At 28.8% G+C, this 17,207-nt stretch carries 20 protein-coding genes and 1 pseudogene; 3 read left to right on the top strand and 18 right to left on the bottom strand.

Going from position 1 to position 17,207, the window contains the following annotated elements:
• Window positions 1-213: 213 nt before the first annotated feature.
• Window positions 214-543, top strand: coding sequence for a hypothetical protein (locus BN1075_RS15735; protein ID WP_040194181.1), 330 nt, complete (start codon window positions 214-216; stop codon window positions 541-543).
• 316 nt (window positions 544-859) lie between these two features.
• Here the strand turns inward: BN1075_RS15735 and BN1075_RS15730 are convergent, their stop codons facing one another.
• From BN1075_RS15730 to BN1075_RS15690, 9 genes are all read right to left on the bottom strand, one after another.
• Window positions 860-1,324 (bottom strand): HD domain-containing protein, encoded by a 465-nt coding sequence (locus BN1075_RS15730; RefSeq protein WP_040194180.1) that lies wholly within the window; start codon window positions 1,322-1,324, stop codon window positions 860-862.
• Between the two features lie 197 nt (window positions 1,325-1,521).
• Window positions 1,522-2,382: a GNAT family N-acetyltransferase gene (locus BN1075_RS15725; RefSeq protein WP_040194179.1), complete on the bottom strand. Its 861-nt coding sequence runs from the start codon at window positions 2,380-2,382 to the stop codon at window positions 1,522-1,524.
• 380 nt (window positions 2,383-2,762) lie between these two features.
• Window positions 2,763-3,200 (bottom strand): GNAT family N-acetyltransferase, encoded by a 438-nt coding sequence (locus BN1075_RS15720; protein WP_042387396.1) that lies wholly within the window; start codon window positions 3,198-3,200, stop codon window positions 2,763-2,765.
• Between the two features lie 247 nt (window positions 3,201-3,447).
• The gene (locus BN1075_RS15715; protein WP_040194178.1) at window positions 3,448-3,831 is read right to left on the bottom strand and encodes a hypothetical protein; all 384 of its coding nucleotides are present in this window, start codon (window positions 3,829-3,831) and stop codon (window positions 3,448-3,450) included.
• A 231-nt stretch (window positions 3,832-4,062) separates the two neighbouring features.
• A complete protein-coding gene (locus BN1075_RS15710) occupies window positions 4,063-4,347 on the bottom strand; it encodes an NUDIX domain-containing protein (protein ID WP_328286198.1) in 285 nt (94 codons plus the stop codon).
• 5 nt (window positions 4,348-4,352) lie between these two features.
• The gene (locus BN1075_RS15705; RefSeq protein WP_052406583.1) at window positions 4,353-5,048 is read right to left on the bottom strand and encodes an HAD-IA family hydrolase; all 696 of its coding nucleotides are present in this window, start codon (window positions 5,046-5,048) and stop codon (window positions 4,353-4,355) included.
• Between the two features lie 198 nt (window positions 5,049-5,246).
• Window positions 5,247-5,717, bottom strand: a complete 471-nt coding sequence (locus BN1075_RS15700) for a GNAT family N-acetyltransferase (protein WP_040194176.1) — start codon at window positions 5,715-5,717, stop codon at window positions 5,247-5,249.
• Window positions 5,718-5,791: 74 nt separating this feature from the next.
• The gene (locus BN1075_RS15695) at window positions 5,792-6,349 is read right to left on the bottom strand and encodes a YdcF family protein (RefSeq protein ID WP_040194175.1); all 558 of its coding nucleotides are present in this window, start codon (window positions 6,347-6,349) and stop codon (window positions 5,792-5,794) included.
• Window positions 6,350-6,438: 89 nt separating this feature from the next.
• Window positions 6,439-6,939: a GNAT family N-acetyltransferase gene (locus BN1075_RS15690; protein ID WP_040194174.1), complete on the bottom strand. Its 501-nt coding sequence runs from the start codon at window positions 6,937-6,939 to the stop codon at window positions 6,439-6,441.
• 423 nt (window positions 6,940-7,362) lie between these two features.
• Here BN1075_RS15690 and BN1075_RS15685 point away from each other — a divergent pair, with 423 nt between their 5' ends.
• Window positions 7,363-8,112: an acyl-[acyl-carrier-protein] thioesterase gene (locus tag BN1075_RS15685; RefSeq protein ID WP_040194172.1), complete on the top strand. Its 750-nt coding sequence runs from the start codon at window positions 7,363-7,365 to the stop codon at window positions 8,110-8,112.
• A 243-nt stretch (window positions 8,113-8,355) separates the two neighbouring features.
• Here BN1075_RS15685 and BN1075_RS15680 read toward each other — a convergent pair whose 3' ends face one another.
• From BN1075_RS15680 to BN1075_RS20860, 6 genes and pseudogenes are all read right to left on the bottom strand, one after another.
• On the bottom strand, window positions 8,356-9,111 hold the full coding sequence (locus BN1075_RS15680; protein WP_040194171.1) for a class I SAM-dependent methyltransferase: 756 nt from the start codon (window positions 9,109-9,111) through the stop codon (window positions 8,356-8,358).
• Between the two features lie 177 nt (window positions 9,112-9,288).
• Window positions 9,289-10,371 (bottom strand): annotated as a pseudogene (locus tag BN1075_RS15675) (MFS transporter).
• Between the two features lie 258 nt (window positions 10,372-10,629).
• Window positions 10,630-10,980, bottom strand: coding sequence for an N-acetyltransferase (locus BN1075_RS15670; RefSeq protein WP_328286197.1), 351 nt, complete (start codon window positions 10,978-10,980; stop codon window positions 10,630-10,632).
• 58 nt (window positions 10,981-11,038) lie between these two features.
• Window positions 11,039-11,167 (bottom strand): hypothetical protein, encoded by a 129-nt coding sequence (locus BN1075_RS22375; protein ID WP_268871547.1) that lies wholly within the window; start codon window positions 11,165-11,167, stop codon window positions 11,039-11,041.
• A 155-nt stretch (window positions 11,168-11,322) separates the two neighbouring features.
• Window positions 11,323-11,607, bottom strand: coding sequence for a hypothetical protein (locus BN1075_RS21985; protein ID WP_197072331.1), 285 nt, complete (start codon window positions 11,605-11,607; stop codon window positions 11,323-11,325).
• Window positions 11,608-11,884: 277 nt separating this feature from the next.
• Entirely contained in the window at window positions 11,885-12,136 is a 252-nt protein-coding gene (locus BN1075_RS20860; protein ID WP_407637978.1) for a nucleotidyltransferase domain-containing protein, read from the bottom strand.
• 582 nt (window positions 12,137-12,718) lie between these two features.
• Between BN1075_RS20860 and BN1075_RS15660 the strand changes: the two genes are divergently transcribed.
• Window positions 12,719-14,617 (top strand): ferredoxin hydrogenase, encoded by a 1,899-nt coding sequence (locus tag BN1075_RS15660; RefSeq protein ID WP_081911698.1) that lies wholly within the window; start codon window positions 12,719-12,721, stop codon window positions 14,615-14,617.
• A gap of 268 nt (window positions 14,618-14,885) precedes the next feature.
• On the opposite strand, the gene BN1075_RS15655 is transcribed toward BN1075_RS15660, so the two are convergent.
• The 3 genes from BN1075_RS15655 to BN1075_RS15645 all read right to left on the bottom strand — a co-directional run bounded on the left by BN1075_RS15655 (window position 14,886) and on the right by BN1075_RS15645 (window position 17,119).
• Window positions 14,886-15,350 (bottom strand): helix-turn-helix domain-containing protein, encoded by a 465-nt coding sequence (locus tag BN1075_RS15655; protein ID WP_040194169.1) that lies wholly within the window; start codon window positions 15,348-15,350, stop codon window positions 14,886-14,888.
• Window positions 15,351-15,558: 208 nt separating this feature from the next.
• Window positions 15,559-15,957, bottom strand: a complete 399-nt coding sequence (locus BN1075_RS15650; protein WP_040194168.1) for a hypothetical protein — start codon at window positions 15,955-15,957, stop codon at window positions 15,559-15,561.
• Window positions 15,958-16,498: 541 nt separating this feature from the next.
• A complete protein-coding gene (locus BN1075_RS15645) occupies window positions 16,499-17,119 on the bottom strand; it encodes a histidine phosphatase family protein (protein WP_040194167.1) in 621 nt (206 codons plus the stop codon).
• Window positions 17,120-17,207: the final 88 nt, after the last annotated feature.

Genomic DNA, 17,207 nt, shown 5'->3' with positions numbered 1-17,207 from the left:
TTAATTATTTGAAATTATATCATATAATTACAAATAGTTCCATAACAACGCACAACTGGTTTGATTTCATATTTAATCATTATTTCCTTACATCTCTTTCTTAACAACATCTTTGTATTTTAATTATTCACCATATATAACATATTTCTTAAACCGCAAATATGCATAGTATTATTGATATTACACAAAATAAGTTGGAAAGGTGGTTATACTATGAAAAAAACCTCTACTATGTTATTAATTTTAATGACCTTAGTATTTAGTACATTTATTGTAACTCCCGCATGTGCTTCCAACACATTTAAAGAGGGTGTTTATAAAGCAGCTGATTTTAATTTTTCAGCAAATGAGACTTATATCATTCAAAATATCTCATCAACTTATAGTGTTTACATTACTCTTTATGATGAAAATCAACTTATATTACAATCTATTCGTCTAGAACCTAATTCAGATAAATATAATTTGATTCCCCTTAAACCTGAATATAGAATTATAATAGTTGGTAACGGTGAAGTATTTATTGACACTAGGACACAATAGCGTGTCCTTTTTATATTTCATTACTTGTTTCCATATTAACTTTTTAGAGTCTTTAAATGCATCTTCTATATTTGTTTCAAATTCACGCTCTCTATCCCCTATTATAAGAATTAGAGCTTTACCATTATTATTTAATTTTAACTAGGTTCATGTATTCTTTAAACTTTTCCTCAAGTGCCTTCTATCACAAGTCTAAATGCTTTTAAAAATCCTTCTTGAATCTTTTTAGAAGAATAAAACTCTTTATTATATCACCTTCGATAAGTTATATTATCTAATTCACAAGCTAATACCTTATAATATCATTACATAGTTGTTATGAAATACCAAATTCATTTTTAAGTTTTTCATATCTATCTCTTTCATGTTCAATAACCTCTAGCATAGGATTATATAAACAGTGTTGCATAACATCTGCATCTATTAAAACTTCTGTGAAGTTAGAATGTATGATGTCTTTATCACTATGACTATAAATTGCATCACAAATTATGTTGGTTTCTTCTTCATTGGTTATATCTAACGATAGCAATATTTCTCTTGCCAGCATAGCTCCTTTGTGTGCATGTTCATTTGTGTCCATTATAGCATAGGAATATATGTCATGAAGCATTCCGGCCATTACTGCAAGTTCAACATTTACACCTCGTTTTAATGCAATTAAGGCACAACATTGAGCAACTCCATATAAATGTACATAGGCACATATTCTTTCATCATGATTTGCCATATTTAAAAGTATTTCATCAATATATTTTCTTAAAATTTCTACTCTGTTCATAGGAAACCCTCCTGTAGTAAAATCAATCTTCAAAATCAATAATTTAACATTAAAAACCTATTTATGTAATAATTGTACACCACGCTTTGCAAAAGAAAAAGGAAACCGATTAGGTTTCCAATAATAATTTTAAATGCATTTAGTATATATTCTAATATTTCTTTAACTTTATCTTCTGTTTAATTTCTGTTTTGATATTAGCTGCTCATGGTCTTTTGGGACTGAATGCTTTTGTAAGCGAATTCTGCTATATACAGCTCTTTAAAACCTAGGCTATCATATAGTTTCCTAGCAGTATTTCCAACAACACACCATAAAACCACTTCTTTATAGCCTCTATTATATATTTCATTACATAAATACATAACAAATTTTTTCCCTATACCATGTCCTTGCAAATCTGTTCTCACTGATACGCTGCCAATCTCATTTCCTTCTAAATGTCCATGTCCAGCAATTTCATGATTTTCTTCGTATGTAAAACGATTAGCTACATCTGCCTTCCACCCTTGTCGATTTTCTTCACTGGGCTGCTCAACCATAGAATCAGGAAAATCTCCTACTTTAATACGCATTTCATGAAATGCCTGTGCATACAAAGCGTGACTTTGAAGATAGTCTTCATCAACATATAACCTTACAGGAATCTCACCAATCGAGAAACGGCCTTCTGTATGTTTCATATAAGCACTTGAAAATTGTCTCTCATATCCAAACTTCCTTGCAAATATTTTTGACACCTCATTATCAGCATGAAAATTTGTGATGATTTTTGATGCATCTTTATTAAGTTTGTTTTCCCCATACTGAACCACAGATTGTCCTATTCCTTTCCGTCGATATTGTGGTGCCACAAATACCTTTAAGCAAGCTACTTTTTTTCCTGGTATTATTTGAGCTACTGCAACAATTTTGCCTTCTATATATGTAGAAGTCAGTGTTTCAGGTTCACTCTGCAATGCCCATAAAAATTCTTCGCTTGTTTCAATATCTTGAGACAACATTTCCCTTACCACAGCATACTCATTTTCACTTATTTCTTTATATCGAAGTTCCATTTTTCTTTTATCCCCCATAATTATCTTAGGATTATATATCCACTACAAATTTCTGTTTAACATTCACACCATTATACTAATGTTCATCAAACAACTTAGATAACTTGGAATTTATCCACTCATAGTATCAGATTATATAGTTTGAATTTTCTGATTATAATGAGTAGAGTAAGCAATTTAATTTCTCAACCAGCTAAGCATATACACTACATCATTTGAGACCCTTCTAAATTTATAATTATCAATTCATATACCACAATAATTTCTTCTTTTAATAAATCGGTCACTCTTTAAGTACTTCTCTTAGATATTCATCACTAAATTCAGTTATCTTTTTTTCTTCACATTAATTGTATGATAATGTTATCTAATTTCTATTATTATAATTGTATTTCCATCAAATTCTCATCCCACATTATTTCTCCTGTTTTCTTAAACCCAACACTTTCATATAACTTTTCTGCAACCATATTTGTAGGTGAAGCTGTTGTATAAAATTTTATATTACCATATTCTGTTTTTACTAAGTCAAACAACTTTAAAATCGCTTTTTTCCCTAGGCCTTTTCCTTGATACTCTTTATCAATCATATATCTAAGTAAAATTGTTCTATTTGTATCTTCATCAACTCCATATAGCATGAAACCAATTAGTGTATCATCTTCGTAAATGCATTTTGCATTCCAATTATCCCATAATAAGCTCACAATAATTGAATTCCAATTGGGTGCTACTATACCTTCCTGTTCCTTAAAAACCTCTAAACAGCTGCAATCATACCAATTTTCTTTTGTTACTTCCTTTAACAAAATCCCCATGTTATTACCTCCTAATTAACTTCTTTTGCTCTATTATTTCTAAATACTAAATATCTAATAGATAACTTGGAATCTCCATTTTAGTTTAATCATGTAATGTTCTGGAACCACTCATTAAACTAATTTATAAATCATAACTTATATTACTTTCCCTATTTAGAAATCAAACTCAATGTTCCCGCTACCATTGCTACTGATACAATTAAAATTAAACTCCCATACTAATAAATTTGGTTATTTAAATTATTTATTTCTGTATAGGATTTTGGGTATAAATTGCTTTTACTATGCCACTGCTTGTATTCTTTGAGCTTGTATATTTTATATTGAAAAAGTAGGATTTTCCTTCAATCAACTCATTATATTGATCTTCTGTTAATTTGTATTTACCATTATCATATTCCAAGAAATACTTCTCATCCTCCTTAATATTTAAGGCATAGGACATATTATATTTTTTACACTCTTCTATCTCTTGTAAATCGTCAGCTGCAACTACTTTTACTAAATTAGTATATACTTCTGCGGTACCGCTTTTTCCAAAAAACATGTAACCAATAATTGCTAAACCTATTAATAAAACACTGCCAAAAACTATTACTTTTATTCTGTCCTTTGTATTAGATTGCATTAACTTCTCCCCCTTTTATTAATTCATTCTTTAATACTAATATTCACTAAACATTTTGGATCACTTGCAATTTATAGTGCAGTTATTTCCTAATAAATTCTAATACCTTGTCATGTAAACTGTTTGAATTAATGGATATGTTAAATTTTTTGGCATATCACTAAATAGTTTTATTCTTTCTATCTCAAATTCTGGTAGACTATCAACTTCCTCAATTTCAGCATAGTACAATCATCCAAAATATTCTGTATATTCTACTTTTTCATCTCTTTCTACTGCATAAATACATACTGGTGTTAACTTATACTTCTTTGCTCCAGTTTCTTCAAACAATTCTCGAGAAGCAGCTTCCATAATAGACTCGTTCTCTTCCCTATGCCCTCCAGGAATCTCCCATGTGCACCTATCTTTATGCTTTACATAAATCCACTTATTTTTAAACTTAGACATTATTACTGCAAATGCTAATTTATCATCTTCAATGCTATTTAGCTTATAAAAATTAACTTTAATCATATAAATTACTTTTCTATTAATTCACTTATAGAATGTATTATTGGATATTTGCTCGTTAACTTTTGTGAGTTGTATACATCAATTAATATTGGAATCATGCCAAATTCTTCTGCAGCCTCTAAGTTTGATTCACTATCATCTACAAATATTGCTTCTTCAGGCTTAATTCCCAACTCTTCAATTGCTATTTTAAATAAAATCTTTTCTGCTTTATATGAAGCATAAACTGATGACATAACAAATGTTGAAAAATACTTTCTTAAATCATTATTGATAAATACTCTTTCTAAAGACGGCCATGTATCTGAAACTACTCCCAATAAATATTTATCCTTAAGAACATTTAAAGATGGTTCTATATCATCAAAAAAGAAAAATTTATCATCATTATAAACATTATCTCTCGCTAATAACTCAATAATTTCATTATTTATATTAGGATATTTTATTTCTCTCAATACAATTTCATAAAATTCCTTAAACATTAAATACTCTTCTTCTTCTGTTTTAACTAATAAGATTTTATTAATATGCTCACATGCTATTCTCATTGCTTTATCCATATCTTCATTGCTATAAGTGAAATCTTCTCTAGCAATTATTTTCATAAAATTAGGTGTTATAAACCAATGTCCTGTTCTTGGAACATTTAAAGTTCTTCCTGAATCAAATAAAATTGCCTTTATATTGTTCATATCCATATGAATTTTCTCCCTTATTACTAAACTTTTGCATTGATATGATATCTAACTTAACTAATCTCCAAATTCCTATTTTGATTTATATTCTCCTATGTTTGTCCATCAAACCACTTTAATAAGTTGATAACCTTTAATCAAATCTCTAAATTTAAATTTATCACCTTCAAGTTATTCTAATGCTGTAAATTTAATTTTAATTTACAGTTTCTTTTCCATAGATATAAACTCCATCTCACCTTTAACTGTTCTACCAATATATTCACCAGTAACCTTAAAGTCTAAACTATTATAAAGTCTTATGGCTCTTTCATTAAATTTAAGAACTGAAAGACCTATGTTTTTCAGATTATATTTTTCCTTTGCAAATGATAAAACTGCTTCCATAAACGCTTTTCCATTTCCTTGACTTGTAAGGCTTGGCTTCATTTGAACTGCAAATTTAACTTGATCATTAAGATAAATATTACAATAACCAACAAGAGTATTATCCTTTTTATAAATTGAATATGTATTTTCATCGGTTGGAAAACTTTTTACATAATCAATCTTTCCTTGAGAGAGGTCATTATCAAAAAACGAATAAACTCCTTCATATTTCCAAGTAAGCATATCCACTACATCATCATTTGAGACTCTTCTAAATTCATAATTATCAATTTCATATACCATAATAATCTCTCCTTTTATAAACGGCTCATTCTTTTTATCATTAAATTCCGATTCATCTAAGACTACGAACTACATTAAATCCACTTTTTTATTTTATCTTCAAAATAATTCCCTATCTTTACCACTTCATTCATAACGATTCTAAAACTATCTTCATTTAGAAACCAATTCTCCTTTGAAATTCCTCTTTTATTTATTATAGGAGAAATATAAAAATGTACATTTGAAGGAAAAACTGATTTGTAAGTTAATAAAGCTCTTCTTGAATGATATGCTTTGCACACTAAAATAACATTTTCTATTGTTATATCTAACGACTGTAATACATTCCACGAAAATTTAGCATTTTCAAATGTATTTTGTGCTTTATCTTCTTTTAAAATTGACTTTTCAGGAATACCTAAGTTTATACCTATTGCTTTTAGATAATCCCATTCTGACTTACTATCAAGTAATTTAGAATTTGTTCCTCCGCTTGGTAGTATATATTTAGCAAATCCACTATTATAAAGTTCTGCTGCTCTTTCCATAAGTTGAGCTTGGCTTGCTCCTGCTATTAATATTACATCTGATTTCTTTATATCGGATTCAGCAAATATAAATTCACTTATACAATCAAATGGATAATTCACTTGATTTCACCTCCAATTAAGTTCGTTATTTAATACTATAGTTCATAATACGACTTAGATCACTTGTAAATTTACAAACAGTAATGTAACTATTCTACTATACCCTCTATTAATCCATATTTTTGATAAAATGCCAACCAACTTTTATTTTGTAGCATGCACATTAAAGATGCATATTCGTAATCATAATTTTTAAAAATACTTTTAAAAGCATAAGTTAATAAGTATGAACCATATCCTAATCTCTGATAATTAGTGTTAACTACTATTTTATCTACAACATTTTCCTTAAGCCAATAAAACCCTATAAGTTCATTTTCATTCCAAAATGATTTAAAAGAATCAATAAAGTAACGTTTTGTACTTATATCATGCATATATTCAATTGTGTCATCCAAATTACTAGATGGAACTTGAAAACTAAAAGCATTATTCAATAGGCTGCAATAATCATTGATTAAGCCTATATAAAATATCTTTTCATTTAGTATAAATTCATTTAATTTTTTATCAAAATCTTTTCTATAAAGAATAAATTCTTGACAAATCCAAGGATTATCTGGATCAAGGATATAATCTGTTGTATTCATAACTAGCACCACCTAATATAACTAATCTGTTATAAATACTGTATATTCACCTTGAATAGTACGGTATCTACTTTATATTTATTTTCCTAATATATTAAATTTGTTCGCAAAATTTAATTGACAAATTACTATTTATTAATCCCTGCAATTAAACTTGCACACAAACGTAATTTATTTACTTTATAGATAGAGTACATATATACAATATAGTGTACTTTTTCAATTACTTACCAATTTATTGTAACATAATCCAAGGATACTTATAATATTAAATGTAAAAGTTTAGAATATAACCTTTGTGGAAATAATAATTATTGTTTCTATAAAGTCTTAAATAACCCATATTATATATGGAATTCTTAAAATTGTGATACAATATTTACTATAAAATACATTCCAAATTTATAAAAGGAGGAAATATACTTGAAGGATATTTTTAAAAAGGAATACAAGATAAATATTTTTAATGTTGATTCCGATCATATATGCAAATTTTCATCTTTAGTAGACTTCTTGTGGGATATTGTTATATCTCAGTCTGATTCTTTAGAAGAAACTAATGAAGGTTTTGTTCATAATCAATGTATTTGGGTACTTTTAAAGTATGATATAACTATATATGAATATCCTAAATTTAAAGATACCATAACTGTTGACACTAAGGTGATAGGTGCAAAAAAGTTCTATGGCTATAGACAGAACACTATAAAAAACTCTGAAGGAAAGGTTATAGGAGAAGTTTTTTCAACAGCTATATTAATAGATTTTGAGAATAGGCGTCCTATGCGAATCTCCTCTGAACAAGGCGAAGTATATGGACTTAATGGAGAATTACATGAAGTACCACCTTTAGATGATATTCCTAAAATAAAAAAAGAGGACTACTTAAAGAACTACCCTGTTAGATATAGTGACATAGATTCCAATGGGCATGTTAATAATGTAAAGTATATGGAAATGGCAATAGATACTTTACCAAGATCAATCCTAAATGAATATAAAATCTTTAATATTAAGGTACTGTTTAAAAAGGAAACAACTGATGGTGATACATTACATATTGCCTCTGAAGTAATTGAAGATGGGGATAATCAGATTACTACTCTTCATAATATTACAAGCAACGATGGAAAGCTTCTTAGTAAATTGCAATTTATATGGAAGAAAAAATAGGATGGTTTTATCTAATAAATTTAAAATGGCCATATTATTTATCATTAATATGACCCTTTTAAAATTTGCTAATTCTGTTTTTTAACCTTTATTTGTGATAGCGTTCACCATCAACAATGAAACTAAAACATTTATGTGATTTATCTATAACTTCATTTTTCTCTAAGAGCTTCGACTCCAACCATTTGTGAAATTGAAATTTTCTAGTTCTATTATCTAATATTATTACACTCTCTTTATCTTTTACACTTTTCCAACATAGCTACGTGTTAAGTTAGGCATTGTAATATATCCCGCATTGCTATATTTTTCATAAATCCTTTTTAATTCATTAACATAGTTATTATACTGTGCATCATTACTTTTTAGTGCAAATGAAGATGATAGATTTCGTCCAATAAATCCATCCATATCAAAAATCAGATTATTAGAGAAAACTTTTGTTTCATATTTACCATTAAAAAAGTCTGAAAAATCATCTTCATTAATTTTATCATTCATACCACCTGAAAAACACTTGAAATTGGGGCAATATTTGCGATTAACTTCATGGTTTTCTATAACTAATTCATTTTTATTATCTCTAGCGTTCCAAACCAAAATCACTTTTCCTTCAGGTTTCAAAATGCGCTGGCACTCTTTTTTAAACTTTTCCCTATCAAACCAATGAAAAGCCTGTGCAACAGTAATGTAGTCAACGCTATTATCGTCAATAGTTGTATTTTCAGTATTTCCATTAATAGATGTAAATCCAGGATAATTATTTAAATTAGTTTCAGCAATAAAGCGCATATCTTCATTAGGTTCAATGACATACACCTTACAGCCTTTTTCAAGTAATTGCTTAGTTAAAATACCAGTACCTGAGCCTATATCAGCAATAATACTACTTTGAGAAATTCCTACATCTGTAAAAAGGTAATCAATAAAGTTCATAAGATATGATGGACGATATTTAGAATATATTTTTCCCATACCATTAAATTTATTTTCATTCATATATTTAACCTCCTAAGCTAATGAAAAAAATATTACACATAATTTATAATTTATAAAGATTAAAACTACTTAAATAATCGCAATAGCATTTTTCTCTTTAATGTATCTACTATTTTATATTAACAGCAGTATTTTATAATTTTATAGCAAGTTTTTTAATTGTTTTCTCTTCACTATTTATATATTTACCTTATTACAGGCTTTGTTAACTTTCTCAGTAGTCAATAACATAACTAAAACAAATATTACTAAGAAATATGGTAATATACCAAAGCCTACTATTTGTGATAATGCTCCGAAAAGTGGTGGTACAAAAGTGCTCCCTACATAAGCTGTAGCCATTTGAATTCCCATTATTCCTTGTGATAATTCCTTCCCAAATCTATTTGGAGTTTCATGGATCATTGCTGGATATATTGGAGCACAGCCTAATCCTATCATAATTATTCCAATCAAGTGAACTCCACTTACTGGTATAAAAAGTAGTGCTGCTCCGGTGATACAGATAACTTGACCCAACTTAATCATCTTCCTATTATTTAACTTCATAGCAATAAATCCAGCTAAAAATCTCCCAACAGTAATCCCTAAGTAGTAAAGTGATAACCACTTTGCAGCCTTCTCTACAGATAAGCCATCATTGGTAACTAAAAATGAGCTAACCCATAATCCTGTGGTTACCTCTACTGCACAATAACAGAAAAATGCAGCTAATGCAGGCTTTGCTCCTGGTAGTTTAAATAAATCCACTATTCTAATACTTTCCTTAACTTCTTCATCTGATTTACTTTTAGCCTCAAACTTTTTCCATAAAGGAAGTGAGATGAATAATCCAATGACTAATATAGCTTGAATTGTTCCTATTGTTAGGTATCCTAATCTCCAGCCATTTTCTTTTAGTAAGTAAAATGACATTATAAATGGGCCTGCTGTAGCCCCTATTCCCCAAAAGCAGTGTAACTAATTCATATGCTTAGCTTCATAATGTAGTGCCACAAAATTATTTAATGCTGAACCCACAGCACCTGCTCCTAATCCTAAAGGAATTCCTAATATACAAATCCATATAAAGCTAGGTGATATATAAATACCTAGTAAAGCTGCTGCAGTTAAAAACACGCTAAAGGCTGTAACCACTCCTGTTCCAAACCTTCTTATGAGCTTTTCACTGAAGAAACTTGAAACTATAGTTCCTCCTGCAACTATCATTGTAGCCATCCCTGCATAGGAGGAAGGTACGTTTAAATCTAAATGAATCATTGGCCAGCCTGACCCTAGTATTGCATTAGGTAACCCTAAACTAATGAATGATATATATATATAATAGCTAATAAAACTGTTAACATATCTGCTTTCCCCCATCTTATCTTTTATTTAAAAACCTTATGTTCACTATTTAAAACTTCTAGTGCAATCTTTATCATTCCATTTTTGTAATCTTCCTCAAAATAAGATAGACTTTTTAATTAAAAAGTCTATCTTATAAATTATATATTTATCTAAAGTTCGTTTATAATTTTAATCTCTATTCTCTGAATATTTCATAACCTTAGTTTTTAAAAATGTATTAAACTCTTCATATTCCTCTTTAGATAAATCCCTATTAAAACTCAATACTTTTAAATAATGTCCATCATATTCTTGTCTATAAGGTGGATGTATATGTTCAAAATCTTGTAGTTTAAACCCTGTTTTAGAATAAAACTGCAGTCTTTTTATGGATATTTCATCTATAGGATTATCAATTTCTAGTATAGTATCTTTATTATCTTTACAGAAATCTCTTAATATTTTTGAACCATAATTTTTTCCCCTTAAATTTGGAGATATTGCTAAATGTTCTATATATGTATATTTTGCATACTTCAAATAAAATATAATTCCTATTAATTTACAATTTTCACAAATAATAGAACTGTAATGCATTTCATTTTCCAAGGCCTCTATTTGATTTTTTTAATGTTCTTTGTTCAAATATCAGAAAACTTGCTTCATATATTTTCATAGCATCATCAAAATACTTATCTTCCTTAGAATTTATTCTTATAAAATCCATCTTTTCACCCCTTTAAGCTAGTTAGATATATTATTAATTATAAACAATCATTAATAAATGGGATAACTTCAGCTCATTAATTTATTCACAATTTGATGCAATTGTTCATTTAGTATACTATCTAAATTTTAGTTTGAAAACTAAAAATTATCTTGCTAATCAAACATATCATTGATTGTACTATACAACTTATCCATTTCATAAAATGCTGCTGAAAGGTTGTTTTTATCAATAGAAATTGTTTTTTCTATTGTTTCCTGGAAGTTCCTAGGTAAAACCACATTATCCTTTTTTATCACTCTATCCAAACTTCCCTTTTCATTTATACAATACATTTCGTTTGCTGCATATAGTACATATATCAAGCACATTGCTGAGCGAAAAATTGAGCCCGATGCATAGACAATATCATTTTTCTTAATAGCTTTTTTCCCACACATCAATGAAAATTCACATTTCCACAAAAATTTCTGTATGGAAGCATTTTTATAAATGGGAGGGAAAACTTTTAGATAGTCCTTTAATTGTTGTATTCTATTACTATTAGAATCAAGTATCTTACAACTAAAAACCTCTCCCATGTAAATTGAATTTATAAATCCAAAGGGATGTCCACATTGATAGTCAATGGTTATAATACCTTTTTTGCAATCCTCTATACATTGAGTAACCTTCCTTGTATCTCTAAAAAGAATATCAACTGGTATGTTATCAACTTTAAGCCAACCACCTCCATTTTATCCATGGCCCCCAATCCCCTAAGTTTGTTATGCAATCTTCACGGTGCTCATTATCCAGCTCAAAGGCAATCTTTTTAAATGCAGAAAGATCAAATTCTTCATTATAGTATATTCCTATATCTATATCAGAAAACTCATTTTCTGTTTTAGTTGCACGAGAACCCCCAACCACAATCCTCCTTGGAGATCTACGGAAACACTTTATTAAGGGATGTAAAAAAAGGTTCACCAATTACCTTGGATGACGTGGATCTTTCACAATTAGAAACTTTTAAGTTATACAAAAAAGGATTAGAAATTTAACGTAAACTATCAATAGCTGTCTATACCTATAGTATAGCAGTTACCAAAGTGGAACTTGCTTCACTTAGAAATGTTATTAAAATATTATTCCTCTATAATCAATACTGCTATAGGTATTGGCTATAGAGGAATTTTTTAATTACTCTGAATTTAAGATATATGTTGAATTTTATAGTAATAGATTAAGAGAACTGAAGTCATCTTTATAGTAGTATGCTACCCTTATTCTCTTATGGATACTATTAAGTAAAATCACCTATTATTGTCCTCATATAACAGAAACTCAATTATACGTGCTAAATAAAATGTTTCACAATCAATAAAAAAATTGCGTAAATTTTTAATATTAAAAACTAATCTCAAAATAAAAATTGGTGCTAAAATAAATATTGTTGAAAAATAATAACTATTTATAAATAAATAGTTCTCAAATATTTCTTAGAAATGTTAAAATTCTAGATTTAATAAACAATATACAAATGAACCTATGTAAGGAGAATAGCTAATGATGATAAATATATTAATTGATGGTAAAGAAATTTGTGCTTCAGCTGATAAAAATCTACTTCAAGTTGCACAGGAAAATCGAATTGATATTCCGTATTTATGTTTTTTTAAAGAATGTAACAATATAGGACAATGTGGAATATGTTTAGTTGAAGTAGATGGACAAGAAAAACTTTCAAGAGCCTGCTGCGTTAAGCCTAAAGAAGGTATGTCTATTATTACAAATAGTGATAAAGTTGTAGAAGCCAGAAAACAAGTTATATCGCAATTATTAGACAGACATGATTTTAAATGCGGTGCTTGTAAAAGAAAAGAAAACTGTGAACTATTAAAGCTTGTGATAAAGACTAAAGCTAAAGCAAATGTACAATTTAAAGTTCTTAATAAGTCTGAATATGTGGATGATAGGAGTAAATCTCTAGTTCTTGATAGGTCAAAGTGTGTAACCTGCGGAAGATGTTTAGCTGCATGTAAAACAAAGGTTGGAACTAAGGCCATAGTGTTTCATAAAAAAGATGATAAAAGAATTGTTGGGCCTGTAGGCTTAGAATGTTTTGATGATACAAACTGCCTATTATGTGGTCAATGTGTAGCTTCATGTCCAGTTGATGCTCTTTCAGAAAAATCTCATATAGAAAGGGTTGAAAATGCTCTTAAGGATGAAGAAAAGCACGTTATAGTTGCCATTGCCCCATCAGTTAGAACTTCAATGGGAGAACTATTTGGCATGGGCTACGGCGTAGATGTCACCGGTAAGCTATATACTGCCTTAAGACAACTAGGCTTTGATAAGATATTTGATATTAATTTTGGAGCAGACATGACTATCATGGAGGAATCCACTGAGCTGATGAAAAGAATATCTTCAGGTGGACCTTTCCCTATGTTTACTTCCTGCTGTCCTTCTTGGGTAAGACAAGCAGAAAATTATTATCCTGAAATATTAAAAAACTTGTCTACAGCCAAGTCACCTCAACAGGAATTTGGTGCTGCAAGTAAGACTTACTATCCTCAAACTATAAATATAGATCCTTCAAAAGTGTTTACAGTTACAGTAATGCCATGTACATCAAAAAAATACGAAGCTGACAGACCAGAAATGGAGCATAACAATATCAGAGATATAGATGCAGTTTTAACAACAAGAGAGCTGGCCTCAATGATAAAAGTTGCCAAAATTAAATTTGCGGATTTAGAGTACAGTGAGGCTGATCCAGCCATGGGAGAATACACTGGTGCTGGAGCAATCTTTGGAGCTACTGGTGGAGTAATGGAAGCAGCTTTAAGAACAGCTAAAGATTTCATAGAAGGCAAGTCCTTAGACAATATTGAATATCATGCTGTAAGAGGTTTATCTGGAATAAAAGAAGCCACTGTTGAAATAAATGGCTCAGAATATAATGTAGCTGTAATAAATGGTGCCAATAATTTATTTGAATTTATGAATAATGGAAAGTTGCATGAAAAACAGTACCACTTCATTGAAGTAATGACCTGTGAAGGTGGATGTGTCAATGGTGGTGGACAACCTCATGTTAATGCTAAAGATAGAGCTGAAATAGATGTAAGAAGTCTTAGAGCATCAGTTCTATATAATCAAGATAAAAAATTACAAAAGAGAAAATCTCACGAAAATACGGCATTATTAAAAATGTACGACACCTATATGGGTAAACCTGGTGAAGGCCTTGCTCATGAATTGCTTCACACAACTTATGGACAAGGATTAAACGGAAAAGCAGCTCATAGAAACACTATTTCCTTAAATATAGATGCACTTTATAAAGCTAAAAATTCCATTAATAAATCGCCAAAATCTCTTCATACAAAGGATAATACAAACCAGAAAAATCCTATTGAAGATATATCATCGAGAAAAAAAAGCGGAATAATATCCTAATATTAATAAATGTAATTACTCATTATACATATCATTGGAATTACATCTACCTTTATCAATAAATTATTATTTATTCTGAACTCAAAAACGTTACTAGCCTTTGCTAGTAACGTTTTTGTCTCTATACACCTAATTTATATTCTTCTTTTCTCATATATTTGCTTTCATAAATTCCAGCACCTAGCATTCCAGATGAATCCCCTAGAATGCTTCTTGTAATATTTTAAAATTAGTTATTTAATCAATAAACTTAAATTTATTCTAGTAATTATAAAATTTTACTAATTGCTTTTTTTAATTTAATTTTTAACCACAATCCGTATCCCCATATAAAGCATCCAATCATCAATGTAATAACCTTTTGAATTGTAGATACAGCTATCACAGATGTCAATGTAATTGCGATAATAATTCCTGCTAATATCAATATTTCAGCTAAAATTTTCATATTTTCCAAATCTTTTTTTGCTACAAGCATAGTGAGTGTATTTTTCTCTGATTCCACATGATTCTCCTCCTCATTTAATCTTTTTCCGCACAACAGTTCATTTACACTAATATTTAATATCTCGCAAAGCTCAATCATAATGGAGGCATCGGGTATACTATTGCCAGTTTCCCATTTTGATACAGCTCTGTTTGTTATACCTAATTTTTCAGCTAGTTGCACTTGAGTTAGTTTGTTTTCTTTACGACACTCTGAAATAAATTTCCCTATTTGTAATTGATTCATTTATTTTACCTCCTACACTTAAAATACACTAAAAAGTAGTGTATAAAAAGGAACTAGTGGTTGATTTTTCATTAATCAACCACTAGTTGAATATATAGTTTTCTACTTATTTAGAATAGATTATATAAATAATCCCTGCTTTAAATTCTGATTTATTGAGTAGATTAATATCAACCTAACTCATATAATTTAATTATATATGAAATATTTATTCAATTATTTCTGCATCAATAACATACTTACTATTAGGAAGATATTTCAGCTTGTAGCTATTTCCTTCACTAATTTTATTAAACATTGGATTATAATAATATATCTTTTCATCCAATACAATGGATGGCGTTACTCCCTTTGAATTCTTATTTACAATAGTACACTTCCCAATGGAAGTCTGATAATCATGATTAATGTAATAATTTACATCTTTGAAACGCGGCGTTAATATATTTGTATAAGAATAAATACTCCATATAAGTAGCATAGGTACTAAGAATATTAAGCCTACATATTGCTTTTTATTTTCTTTTTTTAATAAAAGTACTAATACTCCAATTAGCCAAAAGAAACAAAAGAAAATCTGAAATAATGTATCTATAATAAAATCCATATTTACCTCCATATAATCCATTTGTAATTACTTTTTCTTAATACTACACCAGAACCGATGACTATAAAAATGCAAATGATTAGTTTTATAGCTTACCAGAATGACAATCCAACAAACTTCATATATATTTCTATTAATGATGTAATATAGGTTAATTATAACATTTATTAAACTACTATACTGTTAAATTTTTAATGTGACTACTTTATCAACTAATTCACAATATTATTGAATTGCGAACAAAAAAATACCGTATACTCTTTTCTGAATAATACGGTATTTTTATAATAGTTTAATATTATTAACTATTTTTTCTTTTTATGACTAACTACTACACCACATCCAATAGCTGTAGCAATACAGATTATTAATGTTATAACTTGCCATGATGACCATCCACCAAACTCCATATATCTTTCCTCCCATTAATACCTTTATATCATATATAATAGCACATTTTGTAAATACCATACTATTCAATTTTTAAAGAACATATTTTTTAAATTAGTTCGCAATATCTGCATATTATGAGTCAAATAACCTAATCATTCAGATGCTCTATATTATTAGAATCAATTATTTTCCACTTACCCGATATATACTCAATGCTATGAATACCCGTATTGTATGATCTGCATAATTTAACACTTTTATTTGTCCACTCTAAGCCACTTATAATGTAATAGATAAGATCAATTACGCCACTGTGTGTAACGAGCATTACATTTGGACCAATTTCACAATTAATCATTTTCTCACAAAGCTTTTTATATGCATTTTTGATTCTAGAATAAAATTCTAGTGGACTTTCACCACTTGGATATCGTTCATCCATTTGTAGAGTGTTAAAATAAAGACCTGGATATTTTTCAACTGCTTCCGTATTCAAAATCCCTGCTAGCATCCCATTATTAATCTCTCTCCACTCTTCACAGAACTTTACAGGCATATTAAACCTTACAGATATTTCATTTACCGTTTCTACTGTTCGTTTTAAATCACTACTAATTAAGGTATTAATATTATATTTATCTTTATTATTATATAAATGCTCTGCTAATTTCTTTGATTGATTTATCCCCTCTTCAATTAACCCCAAATTACTCCATCCACCACGATATTCTTCATAATCTTTACCATGTCTAATCAAATATATAATCATATTATATATCTCCATATGTAAATTTTATATCTTCCAATTTAATACAATTACGAATTTATTATAACATCCTTTTTAAATAATGTATTAT

Source organism: Clostridium culturomicium, from assembly GCF_000821305.1.
Classification (GTDB): Bacteria; Bacillota; Clostridia; order Clostridiales; family Clostridiaceae; genus Clostridium_J; species Clostridium_J culturomicium.
This window is presented reverse-complemented; position numbering and strand designations above follow the sequence as displayed.